Here is a 21,268-nt window from a genome sequence, read left to right as displayed (position 1 = left end):
AAAATTGAATTGCAATGAAAACGAGAACCCCCATTTCAATATATATCGCAGCAACGATAGGTTTAACGATCATGGCCTTTGAAATGTTTGCCAGTGATTCAGGATATTTTTCTTCTCCTTTTTTCTGGGCACTGATATTAATCGCTACTATTCTTCTGCTGATCATGAACTCTATTGGAGATCTGGTAGAAAATCAAAGCTTCAGCAAATTATCCGAGGAAGAGAAAAAAAAATACCTGGAAGAGAAAAAAGTTCCTTATTACCAGAAATTATGGAATTCTGCCTTCAAAAAACAAACCGCTACGGAAGAAAAAGATATTCTTATTGACCATGGTTTTGACGGAATTACCGAGCTTGACAACTCGCTTCCCAAATGGTGGATTGGTCTTTTCTGGTTCGGATGTATCTTCTGTGCTGTGTATCTGTTTGCCTTCTCTTTCACGGATTATGCCCATCCGGAAGCAGAGTACACCAAAGAAACCAAAACCATGCTGGCATCCATTGCGGAGTATGAAAAAACAGCCCCCCAGATCAATCTGGAGTCTGCAAAATACAGTGCTGATAACATTGCAGAAGGCCAGGAACTGTTCAAAACAAATTGTGTCACCTGTCACGGAGATGGAGGAAAAGGAGGCATAGGCCCGAACCTTACCGACACCCATTGGATCAATATTAAGGAAAAAAGCTTATTCAAAAACGTATTCTGGATGCTTGAAAACGGATCTCCGAACAATCCTACCATGAGACCTTTTATTAAAGAAGGAACCATTACCGGAAGAGATGCTGAAAAAATTGCAGCCTATATTTATCACATCAATCAGGAAACCGCTCCTATCACTCCAGCCCAGGGAGGCGCTGCTCCGCAGGGAGAAGAAGTGAAATGGGAAAACGGAAACCAGTAAAACGTATTATCTATCATATAAACCATGCCACGCCCCCTTCACAACTACTAACATTTGAATTTCATTTTTGCTAACTAACCTTTTCAACATTAAAAAATGATAACAAGGGGGCGTTTTTTAACAATAACAATCCTTGTTTTGGCTGTCTTACTCAACTATTCACTTGACAACTACAAACTAGAAATTCCATAAAAAGACAGCCAAGGCAGGATTTTTGCATACGCAAAGGGTACCACAACAAAGACCAAATAAAATAGTATTATTATCTTTGTTAGAAACCTCATCGCATTTGAAACTGAAAATCAACACCACAAAACTCTTAAGGCGTATTGCAATAACCTTTATTTCGATATTGGTTCTTCTTACCCTGTTGATACTAAGCTTAAGGCTTCCTGCCGTTCAGAACTTTATTAAAGACAAACTCATTGTTTATCTGGAGAAGAAAATTAAAACTCCTGTAAGCCTTGAAAGGGTCTACATAGGATTTCCCAACAGTCTTGTTATGGAGAATCTCTATCTTAAGGGACAGGATGTAGATACCCTTCTGGCAGTTAAAAAGCTGGATGTAGGACTGCATATGCTGAAACTGCTTAATTCTACAGCAGATATTACTTCTGTCAATATGGAAGGCGCCCGTGCCAATGTCGTACGAAAACCGGATGGTAAATTCAATTTTGATTATATCATCGATGCTTTTGCAACCAGTGACAAAGAAGAAAGCCCTTCCAAACCCTTCATTATTTCTCTTGATAAAATCAATCTCAAAGATGTTGGGGTAACCTTCAACGACCAACAGTCGAAGAATGACATTCAGCTGTATTTTAAGTCCTTTGATACACGGGTTAAAAAATTTGATCTCAGTAAAAACAATTATGCTGTCAATGATATTAATCTTGACGGATTAAAATTAAAGCTAAAACAAGGTCTTGTAGAGGAAGTAGCGAACAAAGTTGAGAAAAAGGTAGATTCTCTCAATGAAAAAAAACCGATGAACATCGGATTAAGGGGAATCAAGCTTACTCATTTTGATATTGATTACGGCGATGAAAACACCAAAACATTTGCAAAAATTATATTTAAGGAACTGAGCACAAAGGTCAACAAACTGGATCTTGAAAACAATGCCTACAATGTATCCAATGTATTTCTTTCAGGAGCAGATATTGATGCCAATCTTTACCTGCCTGCTCAGAATGCCAATCCGAAAAAAACAAAAGAACCTGAGGTTTCCAAAGCTTCCGATCAGGATAAAGCGATGAAACTTCTCCTAGGGAAACTTGTTCTGAATGATGTAAAAGTCAGTTATAACAATACCGCCATTGCTCCAACCCGACAGGGCATGGACTTCAACCACCTTAATTTTTCGAAAATGAATGTGGAAGTAAGAAGTTTCAAAATGGAAAACAATACTTTCGCCGGAACAGTAAATTCAGCAGAAATTAAAGAAGGCAGAGGACTGGATATCCAGAAATTCAATACTGATTTTGTATACGCGGAAAAAGAAGCATACCTGAAGGATCTCTATCTTCAGACTCCGAAAACAATATTGCGGGATGAAGTTATTTTAAACTACAATGCTGTAGATCAGCTAAGCTCGAACTTAGGTGCTGTAAAAATTTCAGCCAACATCAAAGACTCAAAAATAGGGTTTTCCGATATTCTGAATCTTGTGCCTACCTTAAGAAATACAGTTCCCTTTAACAAATATCCCAATGCTGTTCTTAATGTCAATGCTAATGTAAAAGGAACCGTCAATGATCTTTTAATTCAGGATCTCAAAGTTTCGGGACTGGATGAGCTGAGAGTAATGGCATCCGGAAAAATAAAAAACGCTATGAATCCGGATCAGCTGTATTACGATCTGAGAATAGGTGAATTTTCTTCCAGTGCCAGAACGATATTCAATCTTGTTCCTAAAAATACAATTCCTTCCAATATATCACTCCCTTCTCATTTCAGTATCAAAGGAAATGCAAAAGGAACGACCAAAGTGGTGAATACAGATCTTAACCTCTACTCCACTTTAGGAAATGCTGCGGTGATCGCGCAGGTAGACATGCGAAGAAAAAATCATGAGCTGTATGACGTAAAAGCTAATCTTCAAGGTATACAAGTCGGAAAAATCATTCAGAATAAAGATATTGGTCCCATCACTGCACAAATTGCAGCCAAAGGGGAAAGCTTTGATTTTAAAAATGCCAATGCAGACCTGAAAGGCCATGTTGCCTCCGCAGTCTATAAAGGATACCGTTATCAAAACATGAACCTTACCGGAAAAATCCGAAAAGGAGCTTATCATGTAGTTTTAGATTCAAAAGATCCTAACGCCAGTTTACAGCTGACCGCTTCCGGAGTGTATGATGAAAAAAATCCTACGGTAAAAGTGAATGGAGAAGTTATTAAACTGGATGTTAATAAACTTGGTTTCTACGAAAAACCGATGATTATTGCCGGAAAAATTGATGGCGATTTCACCAGCCTTGATCCCAATAATCTGAATGGATATCTCAACCTGAAAGATTTTGCATTCTCAGATACCAAAGAAGTTTATCCGGTACAGGAAGTGAATCTGAAAGCTTCGTCCACAACAGATTCCACGCAGATTATTTTCAATTCCCAGTTTGCAGATGTAGAACTCAAAGGCAAATACAAACTGACTCAGATTTTTGGTGCTTTAACGAAAACCGTGAATCAGTATTATCAGTTCCAGAAACCGGATAACAAGCAGAAAATTGATCCGGGACAGCATTTCACCTTTACTGCGAAAATCAAAAATGATGATCTGATCAGAAAATTTGTGCCGGATCTGAAAGATTTTGAGACAATCAATCTGGCCGGAAATTATGATGCGGATTCTCAGAAAATTGAGATTGACGGACAAATTCCGAGATTACTATATGGAGAAAACTCTATTGAAAAAGGTGCTTTAAAGGTCACCAATGAAAATCAGGCGCTGCAGTACAGCCTGAATGTCGCAGCCTTAAAAAGCTCAAGCTTTTCTTTAAACAAAATCAATATTGACGGAGATGTTGCAGACAATACCATCCGATACAATGTCACTACAAAAGATGAAAAAGATGCTACGCAATTCCTGATTGCAGGAAATGCAAAATCACTGAATGACATTACAGAAATATCTCTTAATCCTAACGGGTTGAAGCTCAATTATACTGACTGGAACGTTGCTGAAAACAATAAAATCCAGATCAGCAGCAAGGGAATTCTTGCAGAAAATTTTATCCTGTCCAACGGAAACAGTGAAATTGCAGTACAGTCTGAAAGCAACAGCCCAAGCAGTCCTTTGAATATTTCGTTGAAAGATTTTAAAATTGAAACCATTACAGAACTTATCAAAAAAGATACTGTTCTGGCAAGAGGAACGATCAACGGAACAGCACAGCTCAGAGATGTGACGAAAAAAATGACTTTTAATTCTGATCTGAATATTTCAGATTTAATTGTCTATGGAAGCCCTGTCGGGAATCTTGCGGTAAAAGTGAACAACGCGTCACCGAATGTTTTAAATGCCGATATTGCCCTTTCAGGAAATAACAATGATGTAAAAATTCTGGGAGATTATAATACTTCTTCCAGCTCTTTCGATCTGAATATGGCTATCAATCAGCTGCAGATGAAAAGTATTCAAGGGTTTTCTATGAATGCTATTACCAATACGGAAGGGTATCTTTCAGGAAATTTAAAAATTACCGGCACCACTGACCGGCCTAATATCCTGGGAAAAGTGAAATTCAATGATGCAGGCCTGGAAATAGCAAAAACAGGAAGTGATTTCAGACACCTGAGTGATGCAATAGATTTTACCAGCCGTGGAATAGAGTTTGACAAATTCAAAATTAAAGATAAAGACGGAAATGCGCTTGTTGTAGACGGGCAGGTTCTTACTCAAACCTACAGAGATTTCGCCTTTAATCTGGATGTAAATGCGAAGGATTTCAAAGTTGTCAATTCAGAAAAATCAAATGATGCTATCATGTATGGTATTCTGGCCATTGATGCCGGGCTTCATATCCGCGGAAATCTTGACCTTCCCAAAGTGGACGGAAGATTAAGCGTGGCAGATAATACAGACTTCACTTTTGTACTGCCTCAGTCCAGCCCTACTCTACAGGAAAGAGACGGAATTGTAGAATTTGTGGATCAGGACCAGGTGGTTTTAAACAAGACAATCAAAGCAGATTCTCTTAATGCGCAGAGCCGCATCAAAGGGATGGATGTAAGTGTTAATATTGAGGTCAGCAAAGAAGCAAAACTGTCGCTGATCATTGATAAGGCCAATGGCGATTTTGTACAGCTTCAGGGAGAAGCAGAATTAACGGGAGGAATAGATCCGTCAGGAAAAACTACATTGGTGGGAGTATATGAAGTGGAAAAAGGAAGTTACGACCTTTCCGTAAGTTTTCTGAAACGTAAATTTGACATCCAGAAAGGCAGCACCATTACCTGGACGGGTGAACCTACAACGGCTCAACTGGACATTACTGCTGTCTATAAAACGGAGGCTCCGCCTATTGACCTTGTTGAGCAGCAGATCAGCGGAGAAAGCGCATCTACACTGAATCAGTTTAAGCAAAGAGTCCCTTTCAATGCTTTATTAAAAATGAAAGGGGAATTACTGAAACCTCAGCTTACTTTCGATATTACGACAGATGAAAAAAACAATTCTGTATCTACGAATGTAAAAGATGTTGTGGATCAGAAGCTTGCACAGATCAGAACACAGGAATCCGAGCTCAATAAACAGGTATTTGCCTTATTACTTCTGAACCGCTTTATCGGGGAAAATCCATTTGAAAGCGGAGCCGGAATGTCTGCGGAAACCATGGCAAGACAGAGTGTGAGTAAGATTCTTTCTCAGCAGCTGAACAATCTGGCCGCAGGACTGATCAAAGGTGTAGACCTTAATTTTGGCCTTGATTCTTCAGAAGATTATTCCAGCGGAGAAAAAAATACCCGAACAGACCTGAATGTGGATATCAGCAAAAAGCTCCTGAATGACCGACTGAAAGTAACGGTAGGAAGCAACTTCGGACTGGAAGGCCAGGCCCGCCAGAATGAAAATATGACGAATATTGCTGGGAATGTTTCCGTAGACTACAGTCTTTCCAAAGATGGAAGATATATGCTGCGTGCTTACCGTAAGGACGAATATCAGGTGGCTCTTCAGGGACAGATTATAGAAACCGGAGTTGGATTTATCATTACATTGGATTATGATAAATTCCGGGAGATTTTCCAAAAGTCAAAAGAGAAAAAGCCAAAAAAGAATCAAAATAACCAAGTGGTAGAATTTAAATAATGAATAATAAGTTCCATATCTATTGTAAGTATCTGTTGGTTTCCGGAATGGCATCAACGGTAGTCTCGTGCAGTAATACAAGGTTTTTGAAAGAGGGCCAGATGCTTTACACGGGAGCCAAAGTAAAGATTGAAAATGATACGATTTCTAAAAAGGAAAAGAAAGATCTTCAGGCGGCCTTAGAAGCCAACCTTACTCCAAAGCCCAATTCTACATTTTTAGGACTGCGCCCGAAGCTCTATTTCTATAATATTGCCAAAGAGCCTAAAAAAGATAAAGGCTTCAATTACTGGCTGAAGTATAAGGTAGGCGAAAAACCTGTACTACTGGGTGATGTGGACCGTGAGTTCAATAAAGATATTATCGTGAATTATTCTGAAAATAAAGGATATTTCAATGCTAAAGCAACCTATGATACTGTTTCCAAAAATAAAAAAGCCCAGGTTATCTACACAGTAAAGCCGGGTTCAAGATATTTGATTGACGGTGTAAAATTTCAGAAAGATTCTACACTGGTTAATAAGGAAATTCAGAGTTTTACCAACAGAACGCTTCTTAAAAATGGAAAACCATTTGACCTGGATGTCATCAAAGCAGAAAGAGAAAGAATTGATAACAGGTTAAAAGAAAGAGGTTTTTATTATTTCCATCCTGATAATATTATTGTTCAGGCAGACAGTACGGTGAGCAAAAATCATAAGGTGGAACTTAATGTAAAGCTGAAGGACAATACCCCTGATTTAGCCACTCAGCAATTCAGCATTAATGATGTTATTGTATTTCCCAATTACAACATTCAGGATGTAAAAGATGGAAAGTACAGCATTCCGATGAATAAAGATTCTCTTTCCAAATATGCTTTTGACGATATTTATGTGATTGATCCCCAACATAAATTTAAACCAAAAATTTTTGACAGGGCCTTATATTTCAAAAAGGGAGATCTTTATAATCGTTCCAATCACAATTTGACCCTGAACCGACTGATCAGCCTGGGAGTCTTCAAATTTGTAAAGAATGAGTTCATCGTATCTGATTCTTTAAGCCATAAGTTTGATGCCTATTATTTATTAACCCCAAGACAAGTTCAGTCTCTTCGTCTGGAAGCATTGGGAAGAACAAATTCTGCCAACTATGCAGGTAGTGAGCTGAACCTGAACTGGACGCACAGAAATTTTTTCCGGGGCGCAGAACAGTTTAAGGCAGCCATCTTCGGAGCATTTGATTTTCAGATGGGAGGAGCACAGGACGCTAATAATATTTTCCGAGCCGGAACGAATGTACAGCTTTCCATCCCAAGAATTGTGGCTCCGTTCCGTTTTCATTCTTCCAGTGAGTTTGTTCCGAGAACGAATATCACATTGGGATATGAATTCCAGAACAGAACAAAATATTATACCCTTAATAATTTCACGGGATCATTTGGATATGTGTGGAAAGAAAATGCAAGGAAAGAACACGATCTGAAAGTCATTGACATTACGCTGGTTTCTCCGGCAAATGTCACAGAAGAATACATGATTAAATCTGCGAATAATCCTGCTATGCGGCGAATTGTTGATAAGCAGCTTATTTTCGGTCCTACGTATTCTTACACCTATACCAATACCATGCTGCCGAAAACCAACACCATTTATTATAAAGGGACGCTTGATCTGGCAGGAAATATTACGGGGCTGGTGACGGGGGCTGATGTAAAAAAAGATAAGGAAAAGAAAATATTTGGAATTCCTTTCAGTCAGTATGTAAAGATTGAAAATGATTTCAGATTCTATCATAAGTTTACCGAAAAGTCTTCATTGGCAACAAGATTTATCGGAGGAATTGCCTATCCATACGGAAATTCAGAATTTATTCCTTTCTCTAAACAGTTTTTCTCAGGAGGAAGCAACAGTATCAGAGCATTCCGTGCGAGAACTTTAGGGCCGGGTAGCTTTGATCCGAGAACACTGGAGCCAGGTACGTATTTTGACCAGTCCGGAGATGTGAAACTTGAATTAAATGCGGAATACCGAGCCAATCTTTATAAATTCTTAAATGCTGCTGTGTTTGTAGATGCCGGAAACATCTGGCTTCTTCACGATGATGAAACCAGACCCGGGGCTAAGTTTTCAAAAGACTTTTTAAATGAAATTGCGGTGGGAGCAGGGGTAGGTCTGAGACTGGATTTTTCTATCCTGATTCTGAGACTGGATCTTGCTATGCCACTGAGAGTTCCTTATTATCAGAAAGGAGACAGATGGGCCTTCGATAAAATTAACTTCGGAGACTCAAGCTGGAGAAAAGATAACCTTGTTTTAAATATTGCCATCGGATATCCATTTTAATATGATCAAAACTGCTAAATTTTTCTGGGAAGTTCTAAAAGATACATTTACTGAATGGAACAATTCTTCTGCATCAAAAGATTCAGCAAGTCTTGCGTATTATGCCATCTTTTCTATTCCGGGATTATTAATCATAATTATCTGGGTACTTGGAAATTTCTTCGGCGAAGAAGCTATCCGCGGACAGATCAGCACGCAAATCAGCGGGATTATGGGACCGGATGTGGCTAAAAGTATTGAAGGGATGCTCGCAGGTGCCTTGATTGACAAAAAGAATATTTTTATGAAAGCGGTAGGAGTAGGGTCATTGGTTTTTGGTTCTACTACGCTCTTTTTTCAGCTTCAGCATTCGCTAAATACACTTTGGGAAGTGGAAGCTGCGCCTAAGAAAGCTTTACTTAAATTTTTACTGGACAGAGCCAACTCATTGGGAATGATTCTTATTCTGGGTTTTCTTTTAATGATCACCATGGTTTTATCCTCCTTAATCAGTCTCTTTAATACGATTATTACCCAATATTTTGGTTTTGAAACGTATATGCTGGTAGAGACTGTGAATTTTGCTGTAGGCTTTGGCCTTGTAATGCTGTTATTTGCTTTAATGTTTAAAGTGCTGCCAGATGTTTTGGTCAGCTGGAAACCGGTGTGGAAAGGGGCATTTCTGACCACGGTTTTATTCACGCTCGGGAAGTTTTTGTTAAGTCTTTATTTCAACCAGGTGAAACCTACTTCAGCATTTGGTGCTGCCGGAACTGTTATTCTGATTATGATGTGGATTAATTATTCCTGTATGCTGATATTCTTCGGTGCAGAATTCACGAAAGTTTATACGTACAAAAAAGGATACAAAGTAGTTCTTTCCAAGCATGCACGATGGACCCCTGCCAAATTGTATGCGGACAGCCTGAAACAGATGCACGTTGAAAATAATGATAAAACGTAGATCCGGTTCTGAATTCCGGTTTTTTGATACAAAAGTATATTTCCTACATAAAAAAGCCTCCTGAAAATTCAGGAGGCTTTCTATTTTTACATTCTGTTTACGGTTCCGATTCCCAGCAGTTCTAACGATTTTCTGATCGTTTTTGCCGTGATATCTGAAATGGTCAAACGGAATCGTTTTACATTTTCATCTTCCTGATTCAGAATCGGGTTATTCTGATAGAAAGAGTTATATGTTTTTACAAGATCGTATACATAGTTTGCCACTAAAGCCGGGCTTAAAGTTTCTGCTGACTTGGCTACTGTAGTTTTAAAGTTGGCCAGCTGCATAATCAATTCTTTTTCAGATTGATTTAATTCAATATCAGCAATTTCCGACTGTAGAGCACCTGCTTTAGACAGCAATGACTGAATACGTGCATAGGTGTATTGAATAAAAGGACCCGTATTTCCGTTAAAATCTATACTTTCTGCAGGATTGAAAAGCATTTTTTTCTTAGGATCTACTTTAAGCATGAAATACTTCAACGCACCTAATCCTACCGTTTCATAAGAAGCTTCTTTATCTTTTTCCGAAAGGCTTTCCAGTTTTCCTAATTCCTGAGCTTTGGATTTTGCTGTTTCGTACATTTCCTGCATCAGATCGTCAGCATCCACTACAGTTCCTTCCCGGGATTTCATTTTACCTTCAGGCAGTTCAACCATTCCGTAAGAAAGGTGGAATAACTGATCCGCCCACTCATAGCCTAATTTTTTAAGAACTTTAAATAAAACCTGGAAGTGGTAATCCTGTTCGTTTCCTACTGTATAGATCAGTTTCTGAATATTATTTTGCTTAAAACGCTCAACTGCCGTTCCAAGATCCTGCGTCATATAAACTGAAGTACCGTCTGAACGCAACAACAGCTTCTGGTCAAGCCCTTCATCTGTAAGGTCGCACCATACAGATCCATCTTCTTTCTGATAGAGAACGCCCTTATCCAGACCTGCCTGAATAAGATCTTTTCCTAAAATATAGGTATTGCTTTCGTACTGAACCTGGTCAAAATCAACTCCTAATCTTTTATAGGTTTCATTAAATCCTTTATACACCCAGGCATTCATCTCTGCCCATAGTGTTCTTACTGCATCATCTCCATTCTCCCAATCTAAAAGCATTTTCTGGGCTTCTTTCATCAACGGAGCCTCTTTTTTAGCCTGCTCCTCTCCCATCCCCTGTTCTACAAGGTCTGCTATTTCTTTTTTATAGTTTTTGTCAAATTCCACATAGTAGTTTCCAACAAATTTATCACCTTTAGTATGGGTTGTTTCAGGAGTTGTTCCATTACCAAATTTCTCCCAGGCCAGCATAGATTTACAGATATGAATACCTCGGTCATTAATGATCTGAGTTTTGATCACGTCATAACCAGCTTCTTTTAAAATCTGAGCTACTGAGAATCCTAATAAATTATTTCTGATATGCCCTAGGTGCAATGGTTTATTGGTGTTCGGTGAAGAGTACTCTACCATAACGGTAGCATTCTTCTTTTCTACAACAGAGAAATTTTTATTTACAGACCTGAAATTGTCTATAAATAATTGGTTTTTCACCTTCACATTAAGAAATCCCTTTACTACATTAAAGCTTTCAAAAAGCTCAGTCTCTGTTAAAGCTTCTCCTAATTCAACTCCAATGCTCTCAGGATTTTTTTTCAGCTGTTTTACCAGCGGAAAAGTGACAATGGTAAAATCGCCTTCAAATTCCGTTTTATTTTCCTGAACTTCCAGCTTGATGTCTTTTAACTGATATACATTTAAAATGACTTCCGAAAGTTTTTGTTCGATTATATCTTTAATATTCATTTTTCTCAATTCTCTTTTAATGGCGTAGCAAAACATTTTTACAGTATGTTTCTGACCAAAATTTAAGCTACAAATATACGGAAATAAAAAAACCGCCCGAAGGCGGTTTTAAATATATAAGTATAAAAACTTTTTTGTTAAAATTTGTCCCAGAATAATTTGGTAGTTGCTTTATCTCCACCAATCTTGATGGCTGCAGCTTTTACGTTAGCTCCATTTAGAACATATTCCTGATCAGAATAAGGCATTCTATATGGTACAGAAGATAAATTTGATTTTGGAGGATTTACAAGGATAGGATAATCTAAACGTCTTGTAAAATTCCAGCAAGCTAAACCTTTATTAAACATTGCAATCCAAGCTTGTACTCCGATAGATTGCTTCCAATTAGAGGCATTATAAGGATTTGCCAGTAAATACGCTCCTGTATCAGCAGAAGTCACACCATTTTCATTCATTGATGCAGTAACCGCTGCTGTGTAAAGATCTGCTGCTGTACCACCAGCAGAATATCCTCTTGCAGCAGCTTCAGCCTTTAAAAAAGTAATTTCAGCATAACTCATCAAATTCGATTCTCCAGTTGATGATCTAAAATAAGAACTTAATTGAGAATAATTACTGAATGGATCATTTAATTCTCCGAATACTCCTCCTTTATAAACTCCATTAACCTTTGTAAACCAAACATTCATTCTCGGATCCGATAAACCACTCATGGTATTAATTACTAGTTCACTTGGTAAAAAGTCATCTCTATTAGAAGCTACTAAATTATCATATACAGGATTTGAAAATGTATTACCATCATATTTAAATTTATACGCTTCAGTTTCAGATGAGATTACCCCAGCTGCAATTGCTGACTCAGCTACAGATTTGGAAAGAGCAGGCTCTTCATCAGCTAAGTTCATCGCTAGTCTTAATTTAACTGAATTGGCAAATTTAACCCACTTTGTCATATTTCCATAGTAAACTAAATCTCCCGTTGCATATCCTTTTGAAGAAGTATTTACTGTTGCAGTAACAGCATCAATTCTCTTAATTAAATCAAGATAAATAGTTTTAGCATCATCATATTTAGGAGAGAAAATTTCATCAGATTTTAGTGCATCACTGTATGGAACATCACCAAACGTATCAACTAAGTTTTCCCAAACAAAAATTTCTTCAATTTCTAGAGTTGCTAATTTATTGGCTTTAACAACATCACTATTAGCCTCTTTTTGCAAATTTACTTTTGCCTGCTTAATATTATTTAATGTATATACATACATTCTGTTAAAATGATTACGAGGCTGATTACGGGTAACCAAATCATACTGAGTCTCCTGAGGATACTGAGTCTCTGCCCATTGTTGCGTAAAAAATCTATAGTTATTAAAATTTACGCTTGGATTATCCATATAATAAGACGACTGAAACAATGCAGTTGCAAACAAGTTTTCTGAAGGAATAACAGCAGGATGCTTAGGATCTTCATTAAGTGAAGTCAGATCACTTTGACATGATATTAAGCTTAACCCAATCATAGCAGAAGTTAAACTTATTTTTAATATATTTTTCATTTTTTAATTAGTTTAGAATTTAAACGTAACATTTACTCCAAAATCTCTGGTAGTGGGCATCGATCCAATAGACCATCCGTAAGAATTAATTCCTCCGCCCACCATTGCTTCAGGATCGGCATGTGGTAAGTTTTTGTGGATTATCCATAAATTTCTACCAACAAGAGAAACTTTAAGATCATAAATGTGAGTTCCTTGTAATAAGGATTTTGGAAATGTATAGCCAATACTCGCTTCTCTCAGTTTAACAAATGAACCATCGTAAACAAACTCTTTGGCAGGCTGGGTTTCGTAACCGTAATTACTACCTGTACCATTTTGTGATAAAGCTATATTATTAGGTGTTCCATCAGGCAATACACCAGGAAGAACAACATTTTTATCTCTATAATCCCCAATTGCAGATTCCTTATAAAGACCAGTATCCATACCATAATACATATCAGTAGAAAATATATCACCCCCTTTACGGATATCGATTAAGAAACTTAAAGAGAATCCTTTATACTTTATACTATTTCTAATTCCTCCAATCCAATCTGGTGTTGTATTACCTATAATTTGATTAGGATTTGTTTTATAAATTCCTGTAGCTGGATCTATAACTCTTTGTCCATTCAAATAAACATAGTCTGTACCTATTAAAGTTCCCCAGGCTTCTCCTACTCTAGCATTTAAAGAAACCCCTCCTTGAAAACTATTCAATAAAAGATTAGTGATTCCCGGATAAAGATCAACAACTTGATTAGTATTTTTAGACCAGTTTACATCTATATTCCAGGAAAAATCTTTTCTCTTGATCGGCACCAATCCTAACTGAACTTCATATCCGGTATTATCAATTCGCCCAGCATTAATTACCTTACCAGTAAAGCCTGTTCCTGAAGAAACAGGAAGTGTAATAATCTGATTTATAGTTTTTGTTTTATAATACGCAAAATCTAAAGTTATTCTGTCTTTTAAGAAATGTATTTCAGTTCCTACTTCAAATTCTTTAGATCTCTGAGGCTTAAGATCGCTATTTGCTTCTGTCAAAAGAGAACTGTAAATCCCTACACCTCCTTGAGCCCCGCTGAAAATTCCAGCTGATGAATAATAGTTTGTTAACTTATATGGATCTGCTGTTCCACCAACTTCTGCATAATTTGCTCTGACTTTCCAGAAATTCATCCAATCTTTAGTTTTTAGTATTTCAGAAAGAATTACTGATCCTGTTACTGAAGGATAGCTATACACATTATTGCCAGCTGGTAAAGTTGAGCTTTGATCTATTCTCCATGTTCCATCTAAATAAAACATTTTATAGAAGTCAAATGAAGCCGTTACATATCCTGAATTTGTCTGTAGGGTATATTGATCTTCTTCTGGTGCTAAAGTAGGTTTTACAGAGTTTGCCAATGAATAAATCCCAGGAACGACTAAACCTCCTTCAGTAGAAGCGTATATAGAGTTAAGATAGTTTCTTCTAATATTTCCCCCAACGACTCCAGATACATTAATATTATCTGTAATGTCAAACTTATAATTTGCCATTAAATCATAATTGGTTTCCGTTCTTGTCACATCTCTTCTTGCATATCCTGACCCAACATCATTTCCTGATCTTCCGAATGATTGTGCCACAGATCCAACTGCAACTCTGTTTTCAGCAAATAAGTTAGACCTGTCATAAGATACTTTACCTGTAATTGATATATTTTTTAATAAATCATAAGTGAGCTGTGCGTAAGTAAAATTTCTGAATCTTCTATCAGATGTATAATTTTGATATGCTTGAAAATATGGATTATTCCAATAAGCCGGGCTACCATTAGCAGCAGATTTCCTGTTCCAAGAAATATTTCCGTAATAGTTCTCAGCACTTGGATTAGCTATGTTTTGAAGGTATGCTCTTTCTTGCTCTTTTAAATCAACATTTGTTTGCCACCATTGTCTAAATCCACCAACAGTATTATCAGAATAACCCGTTATACTACGCCCTTTAGTATCTTGTAAGGTCATAGTGGAATAAAAAGAAGTATGTAGCTTTGGAGTTAGATCATAATTAACTTTTAAGGAAAAGTTATTTTTATTAATATGCGAATTAGGCATCAAACCATCTGACATCATATTGTCATATGTAAAGCTGATATTTTTACCTTTTTGTCCTTTTTCCAAAGTAATACCATTAGTATAGGTTGTTGGATTCTGGAAAAAAGTAATCGGTCCATTTTTAGCGGCCACCCAAGGGGTTGCTTTGCCATAATTTGGAGATGTAGGATCATAAGAATCCCATTGATAAACCATTAAATTTGGATCAAATTTTGGTCCCCATGAGGCGTCTGCGCCAAAATTTGCATTGTATAAACCATTAGCTTTCTTTGATCCAAATACTTGTGAATAACCCGCTCCATATCTGGTTTGATAATCTGGGAAAGTAGATTTATCAATAAAACCAACCTGCATAGTAGAAGATAATGTTACTCCCCATGATCCATCATCTTTTCCTTTACCATTTTTTGTAGTAATAACAATTACTCCATTTAATCCTCTTTCCCCATATAGAGCCGATGCAGCAGCACCTTTTAAAACATTTATAGATTCTATATCTTCTTGGTTTACATCAGATAAAGCATTTCCATAATCTACATTTTTTTCTTGGGTATACGTATTATTTACTGGGGAACCATCAATAACGATTAATGGGTTTCCTCCTCCTAATGATTTAACACCTCTAATTAATAAATTTGAAGAGCCTCCAAAATTATTACTTGTTGTAACATTAAGACCAGCAACTTTTCCAGATAGTTGTGCAGCAATATTACCAGTGTTTGTAGTACCTTCAGAAAGTGCACTTGCTTTTACTTCCTGTGAAGCATACCCCAAAGATTTCTTTTCCCTCTTAATACCTAGTGCAGTTACCACTACACCTTCAATCTCTTTTGTCTGCGTAGCGGAATCATTTTTCTTCTGCTGGGCATTTGCCACTGCAACAGACGAAGACAATACCAAAACAAGCAGACTTGCTGTTAGTTTCTTCATATCAAATTAATTTTTAGGGAGCAAATTTGTATTTTTTTTAACAACTTAACAAACAAAGCCAAATAAAATAATAAATAATACCAATATTGATATAAAAACAGATAAAATAATTAATAAATTACGTTAAAAAATAAGCATTCAATAAAAAAAAATCACTTCAATTAAGGTATTGAAGTGATGAAAATTAACCCATAAAAAAAATATTTAAAACACTGAAATACTGATATATATACTCTGAAAAATGAAATTTAATTCACAATTTCCTATAAAAAAAACAATACAAATAAAAAAAACCGCCAAATGGCGGTTTTTATAATTAAAATAAGAATATTTATTCTTTTCTAAAAACAAGGATTGCCTGGTCATTCCCAGGAGTATTATCCAGATCTTTGCTGTTGTCATTAATTCTAAGCTCGGTATCAGAAAATGATTGAACCTCTTTCTTCAAAGTCTTAGTAACTCCAGCATCTGTATAAGTGATTGTAAGTGTATTATATAAACTATCATAAGTCCATTTTCCTACAAAGGAGTCTGATAAATTACAATTTCCGGAAACTCCTTTTTCATACCTGTCATAGGCTCCGGAGAAATCTGCATTAATCATTATCACCCCTTTATCTTCACAATCATTCAGTGCAATATTTTTACCTCTGAATTCATATTTAAATGGTTTCCACGTTCCATTGATACCCACTTCATTTACCACTACCTTATTATCTTCATCATTGGAACACGAAACAATTCCCATCAATAAAAGAATTCCTATAAAATATTTCATAATTAAGTATTTCCTGCATCCGGCTGGCAGCATGACCAGCCGGATTATTATTCAAATTAAAACTTATCCCAGAAAATCTTCGTTGAAACTTTGTCTCCTCCGATTTTTGCAGCCGCCGCATTTACGTTTGCTGAATTCAAAAGATATTCCTGATCAGAATAACGCATTCTGATTGGAACTGCTTCTACTCTGGAGTTTGACGGGTTTACAAATACCGGGAAGTCTAGTCTTCTTGCAAAGTTCCATGCCTGGAAACCTTTATTAAACATGGCTACCCATGATTGCTCTCCAATTGATTTTTTCCAATTGACAGCATCATATGGATTAGCAGCAACATAGGCAGTAGCATTGGCTGTACTAACTCCATATTCTGTCATTGAAGCCATAATTGCATCAGCATACAATGTGGCAGCAGCACCTCCAACACTAAATCCTCTCTGTGCAGCTTCAGCTCTTAAAAACATGATTTCTGTATAGTCTAACAAGAATCCTTGCGCATTTTCTCCGGATATAACGTTGGTAAAGTGAGAATACTGCCCAAATACATTTTGTTTAGCATATTTACCGCCAAGATAGGCACCACCTACAGTTGTAAACCATACAGCCCGTCTCGGGTCATTTTTACTATTCATAAAATTCACCAATACATCGGAAGGTAAAAAGTCATTTCTACCAGACTGAATTACATCCTGATAAACAGGGTTTGACAATAAACCGGAAGGGAATGTCTGTAATCCGAAGTTATCTAATTTTTCCGTAAACAGTCCTCCAGAATAGGCTGCTTCAGCATAAGTTTTAGCCAAAGCCGGCTCCACATCAGCAAGTGTAACCGCCAGTCTGAACTTCAAAGAATTACCCATCTTTTTCCATTTTGACATATCTCCTTTATAAATCAGGTCATTGGAATATCCTGTACCTGAAGTATCAATCATAGCAAGAGCAGCATCTATCCTTTTGATTAAATCAAGATAAATAGTCTTGGCATCATCATAAGGAATTTCTGAATTACCAGGATTTTCTGCTGTAGCCTTTAGAGCTCCGAAATAAGGAATATCTCCATAGGTATCTACTAAGTTAGCCCATGCATAAACATTTACCAATTCAATCATGGCGATATTATTATTTTTCGCAACAGGGCTCACGCTTTCACCGTCAAGAAATTTTCTGGCATCTCTCAATGCTGAAAGAACTCCCGGAGAATTTACTGTAGCAGAGGACGAAGCCATCATACGATTGTAGTGATTTCTGGGAATAGGTCTGGAAACCATATCATATCTTGATTCATCAATATAGGTTGTTTCTGACCACTGCTGAGTAAAAAATCTTGAAATATTACGGTTAACATTGACGTTCAAAATCTGATCAAGCAATACCTGTTCAGCACTTGCAAAAAGCACTCCGGAAGGTACTTCCGTCGGATGCTTAGGATCTTCATTCAAAGAGGTAATTTCTCTTTCACAAGACGTAAACGTTAATGATAATGAAGCTAAGCCTATAATTAAAAATATTTTTTTCATTTTTTTAGAATTTTAAAGTTAAATCTATTCCAATATCACGAGTCGTAGGCAACACCCCGATAGACTGCCCTTTTGCAGCTAATCCGTTTCCGGTACCTGCTTCAGGATCGGCATATGGTAAATTCTTATGGATAATCCATAGATTTCTACCGACAATAGATATTTTTGCATCCCGAATAGAAGTATTCGCTAAAATAGATTTTGGCAGAGAGTACCCTATACTAGCTTCTCTTAGTTTCACATAGGAAGCATCATATACGAATCTCTTATTTGGCATAACACCATATCCGTCTACACTACCAGCTGAAGTTGGATCACCTGCAACAGTAGTATTTACATTTCCATTTGGATTAACCCCCGGATTGACAATACCACTTTCTCTGTAATAAGCTGTCTCTTCATATAGTCCGGTTGCTGTACCATAGGCCATATCCGGAGAATAGACATCTCCACCCTGCTTAACATCAATAAGGAAGCTGACAGAAAAATCTTTATAACGGAAGCTGTTTCTTACTCCCCCTACCCAATCTGGTGTAATATTTCCGATAACCTGGTTATTATTTCTGAGATAATTTCCGCTTACAGGATCTACAATTTTGTTCCCATTGGCATCATACTGATAGTCTGATCCTACCAATGCTCCAAAAGCCTCTCCAACACGAGCATTCAGAGACACCCCATTCTGATAGGTTGCCATTAGATAATTCTGTGAATTACCATTCAGTGAAATAACCTTGTTCTCGTTTTTAGACCAGTTTACGTTAATGTCCCAGGTAAAGTTATCAGATTTAAATGGGGTACCATTCAATTGAATTTCGATCCCTTTATTATCAATCTGTCCGGCATTTACTAAGAATGTTCTGTACCCTGTAGCGGAAGATACCGGTAAATTGATGATCTGATCAATCGTTTTAGTTTTATAGATAGCGATATCAAATCCTAATCTGTTTTTGAAGAACTGAGCTTCCATACCAAATTCTGTTTCTTTAGACCTTTGAGGTTTCAGATTAGGGTTGGCAAGGAAGTATGGCTGATCAAATAATCCTTCTCCTCTTGCTTTAAAGGTATTAGCCAGTCTGTAGTTGCTGGTAGAAGACCCTACTTCAGCATAGTTCCCTCTGATTTTCCAGAAACTAAGCCAAGGCTGCTTCACAAATTCTGACAGGATAAGGGATCCTGTTACTGATGGATATGAGTAACTGTTATTTCCTTTTGGTAAGTTAGAGGACTGGTCAACACGGAAGGTTCCATCTACAAATAAGAAGTTCTTATATCCGAAAGAAGCTGTTGCATATAAACTTGAAGTCACAAACTTTGCATAATTTTCATCAGGAGGAAGTATTGTTCTTACTGAATTGGAAATAGCAAAAAGCCCCGGTTTGGATAAACCGCCTTCAGTACTCATATATACGTTATCAATCAGATTTCTTCTAACGTTTCCTCCGGCAATACCGCTAACATTCAAGTCAGGGGTGATGTCAAATTTATAATTGGCGAACAAATCAAAATTCATCTCAGAATTTTTAACATTCGTTCTTGCATATCCTGACCCTACATTAAGACCGGATGCACCAAATACCTGAGGCAATGATCCGTTCATTAATCTTTCTTCTACCACCATTTGTAAATCATCATAAGATAATTTACCTGTGATCCCGAAGTTCTTGGAAACATCATACTTCAATTGCGCATAGCTAAAAACCCTTGTTCTGTCATCTGACTGATAACTCTGGTACCTTTGGAAATACGGGTTATTCCAATATTGAGGAGTTCCATCAGCTGCTGAAGTTCTGTTCCAGCTAAAATTACTGTTACCATTGTTTTGATAGGCATTTCTTAATGCGTATACATCTACGTTGGTTTGCCACCATTGTCTGAAACCAGAAACAATATTATCGGAATAACCTGTTTCATTACGTCCTCTTGTACCCTGTAAAGTTAACGTGGTAAAAACAGAGGCATGTAGTTTGTCTGTAAAATCGTGGCTGAATTTTGCTGAGATTGTATTTTTTCTTAGCTCTGAATTAGGCATCAAACCATTGGAAAGCATATTGGAATATGACAAGGAAAGGTTTGACGTTTTATTCCCTTTTTCAAGGGTGATGGTATTAATATAAGTGACTGGTGTTTCAAAAAATTTGATTGGCCCGTTTTTAGCGGCTACCCACGGTGTTGCTTTACCGTAGTTAGGTGAAGATGGGTCAAAAGAGTCCCATTGATAAACGAGTGAATTTGGATTAAATGCAGGTCCGTACGATGCATCATCTCCAAAGTTAGCATAATTATATCCTCCCGGACCAGGATCTTCATTCCAGGATTCCCCTCCATATCCGGCTCCATATCTTGTCTGATATTTAGGGAATGTGGATTTATCAATGAAACCAGCTGTAATTCCTGAGTTTAAAGTAACTCCCCAGCTACCATCATTGTTTCCTCTACCACTTTTGGTAACAATAAGAATAACCCCGTCGCTACCTCTTTCTCCGTATAAAGCAGAGGCTGCAGCTCCTTTTAGTACGTTAATTGATTCAATATCTTCCTGGTTGATATCTGACAAGAAGTTACCGTAATCAAACGGGGCTCCTGTTGTTACGGTTGTATTATTAACAGGGGAACCGTCAATTACAATAAGCGGAGAACCACCATTTAAAGATTTGTATCCTCTGATCAAAAGGTTGGCAGATCCGCCAAAGTTGTTGTTTGTATTTACCTGTAGTCCGGCTACCTTACCTGAAAGAAGAGATGCTACGTTACCGGTATTGGTAGTTCCACCGGTTAATTCTGCAGCTTTAACTTCTTCAGAAGCATAACCAAGAGATTTTTTCTCTCTTTTAATCCCGAGTGCGGTTACAACCACCCCCTCAATTTCTTTTGTTTTAATAGTGTCATTCTTTTGCTGAGCGTTGGCAACAGCAATTGAAGAAGACATTACTAAAACAAGAAGACTTGCTGTTAGTTTCTTCATATCAAATTAATTTTTGTGACTTTACAAATTTGTAAAACTTTCTTAATACCACAAAGCAAAATGTGAAAAAATTGCAACTTATTCAATAT

10 protein-coding genes are annotated in these 21,268 nt (G+C 37.1%); 4 read left to right on the top strand and 6 right to left on the bottom strand.

The window, feature by feature from the left end; translation table 11 throughout:
- Positions 1 to 14: 14 nt before the first annotated feature.
- The 4 genes from BLW74_RS01580 (at position 15) to BLW74_RS01565 (ending at position 9,489) form a co-directional block, all read left to right on the top strand.
- Complete coding sequence (locus tag BLW74_RS01580; protein ID WP_089689717.1) at positions 15 to 902, top strand: cbb3-type cytochrome c oxidase N-terminal domain-containing protein; 888 nt, start codon at positions 15 to 17, stop codon at positions 900 to 902.
- 289 nt (positions 903 to 1,191) lie between these two features.
- Complete coding sequence (locus tag BLW74_RS01575) at positions 1,192 to 6,219, top strand: translocation/assembly module TamB domain-containing protein (protein WP_089689716.1); 5,028 nt, start codon at positions 1,192 to 1,194, stop codon at positions 6,217 to 6,219.
- Positions 6,219 to 8,546 (top strand): translocation and assembly module lipoprotein TamL, encoded by a 2,328-nt coding sequence (gene tamL, locus BLW74_RS01570; RefSeq protein ID WP_089689715.1) that lies wholly within the window; start codon positions 6,219 to 6,221, stop codon positions 8,544 to 8,546. Before BLW74_RS01575 ends, tamL begins: the two co-directional genes overlap by 1 nt.
- Before the next feature lies 1 nt (position 8,547).
- Positions 8,548 to 9,489 (top strand): YihY/virulence factor BrkB family protein, encoded by a 942-nt coding sequence (locus tag BLW74_RS01565; RefSeq protein WP_089689714.1) that lies wholly within the window; start codon positions 8,548 to 8,550, stop codon positions 9,487 to 9,489.
- Between the two features lie 86 nt (positions 9,490 to 9,575).
- Here the strand turns inward: BLW74_RS01565 and argS are convergent, their stop codons facing one another.
- The 6 genes from argS to BLW74_RS01535 form a co-directional block, all read right to left on the bottom strand.
- Entirely contained in the window at positions 9,576 to 11,333 is a 1,758-nt protein-coding gene (gene argS / locus BLW74_RS01560) for an arginine--tRNA ligase (protein WP_089690607.1), read from the bottom strand.
- Positions 11,334 to 11,470: 137 nt separating this feature from the next.
- Positions 11,471 to 12,898, bottom strand: a complete 1,428-nt coding sequence (locus tag BLW74_RS01555) for a SusD/RagB family nutrient-binding outer membrane lipoprotein (RefSeq protein ID WP_089689713.1) — start codon at positions 12,896 to 12,898, stop codon at positions 11,471 to 11,473.
- Positions 12,899 to 12,910: 12 nt separating this feature from the next.
- Positions 12,911 to 15,919, bottom strand: a complete 3,009-nt coding sequence (locus tag BLW74_RS01550) for a SusC/RagA family TonB-linked outer membrane protein (protein WP_089689712.1) — start codon at positions 15,917 to 15,919, stop codon at positions 12,911 to 12,913.
- A 331-nt stretch (positions 15,920 to 16,250) separates the two neighbouring features.
- Positions 16,251 to 16,697, bottom strand: a complete 447-nt coding sequence (locus BLW74_RS01545) for a lipocalin-like domain-containing protein (RefSeq protein WP_167358360.1) — start codon at positions 16,695 to 16,697, stop codon at positions 16,251 to 16,253.
- Between the two features lie 56 nt (positions 16,698 to 16,753).
- Complete coding sequence (locus tag BLW74_RS01540; protein WP_089689710.1) at positions 16,754 to 18,214, bottom strand: SusD/RagB family nutrient-binding outer membrane lipoprotein; 1,461 nt, start codon at positions 18,212 to 18,214, stop codon at positions 16,754 to 16,756.
- 4 nt (positions 18,215 to 18,218) lie between these two features.
- The gene (locus BLW74_RS01535; protein WP_089689709.1) at positions 18,219 to 21,179 is read right to left on the bottom strand and encodes a SusC/RagA family TonB-linked outer membrane protein; all 2,961 of its coding nucleotides are present in this window, start codon (positions 21,177 to 21,179) and stop codon (positions 18,219 to 18,221) included.
- Positions 21,180 to 21,268 lie beyond the last annotated feature (89 nt).

This window comes from Chryseobacterium culicis (assembly GCF_900108365.1).
Lineage (GTDB): Bacteria > Bacteroidota > Bacteroidia > Flavobacteriales > Weeksellaceae > Chryseobacterium > Chryseobacterium culicis.
This window is presented reverse-complemented; position numbering and strand designations above follow the sequence as displayed.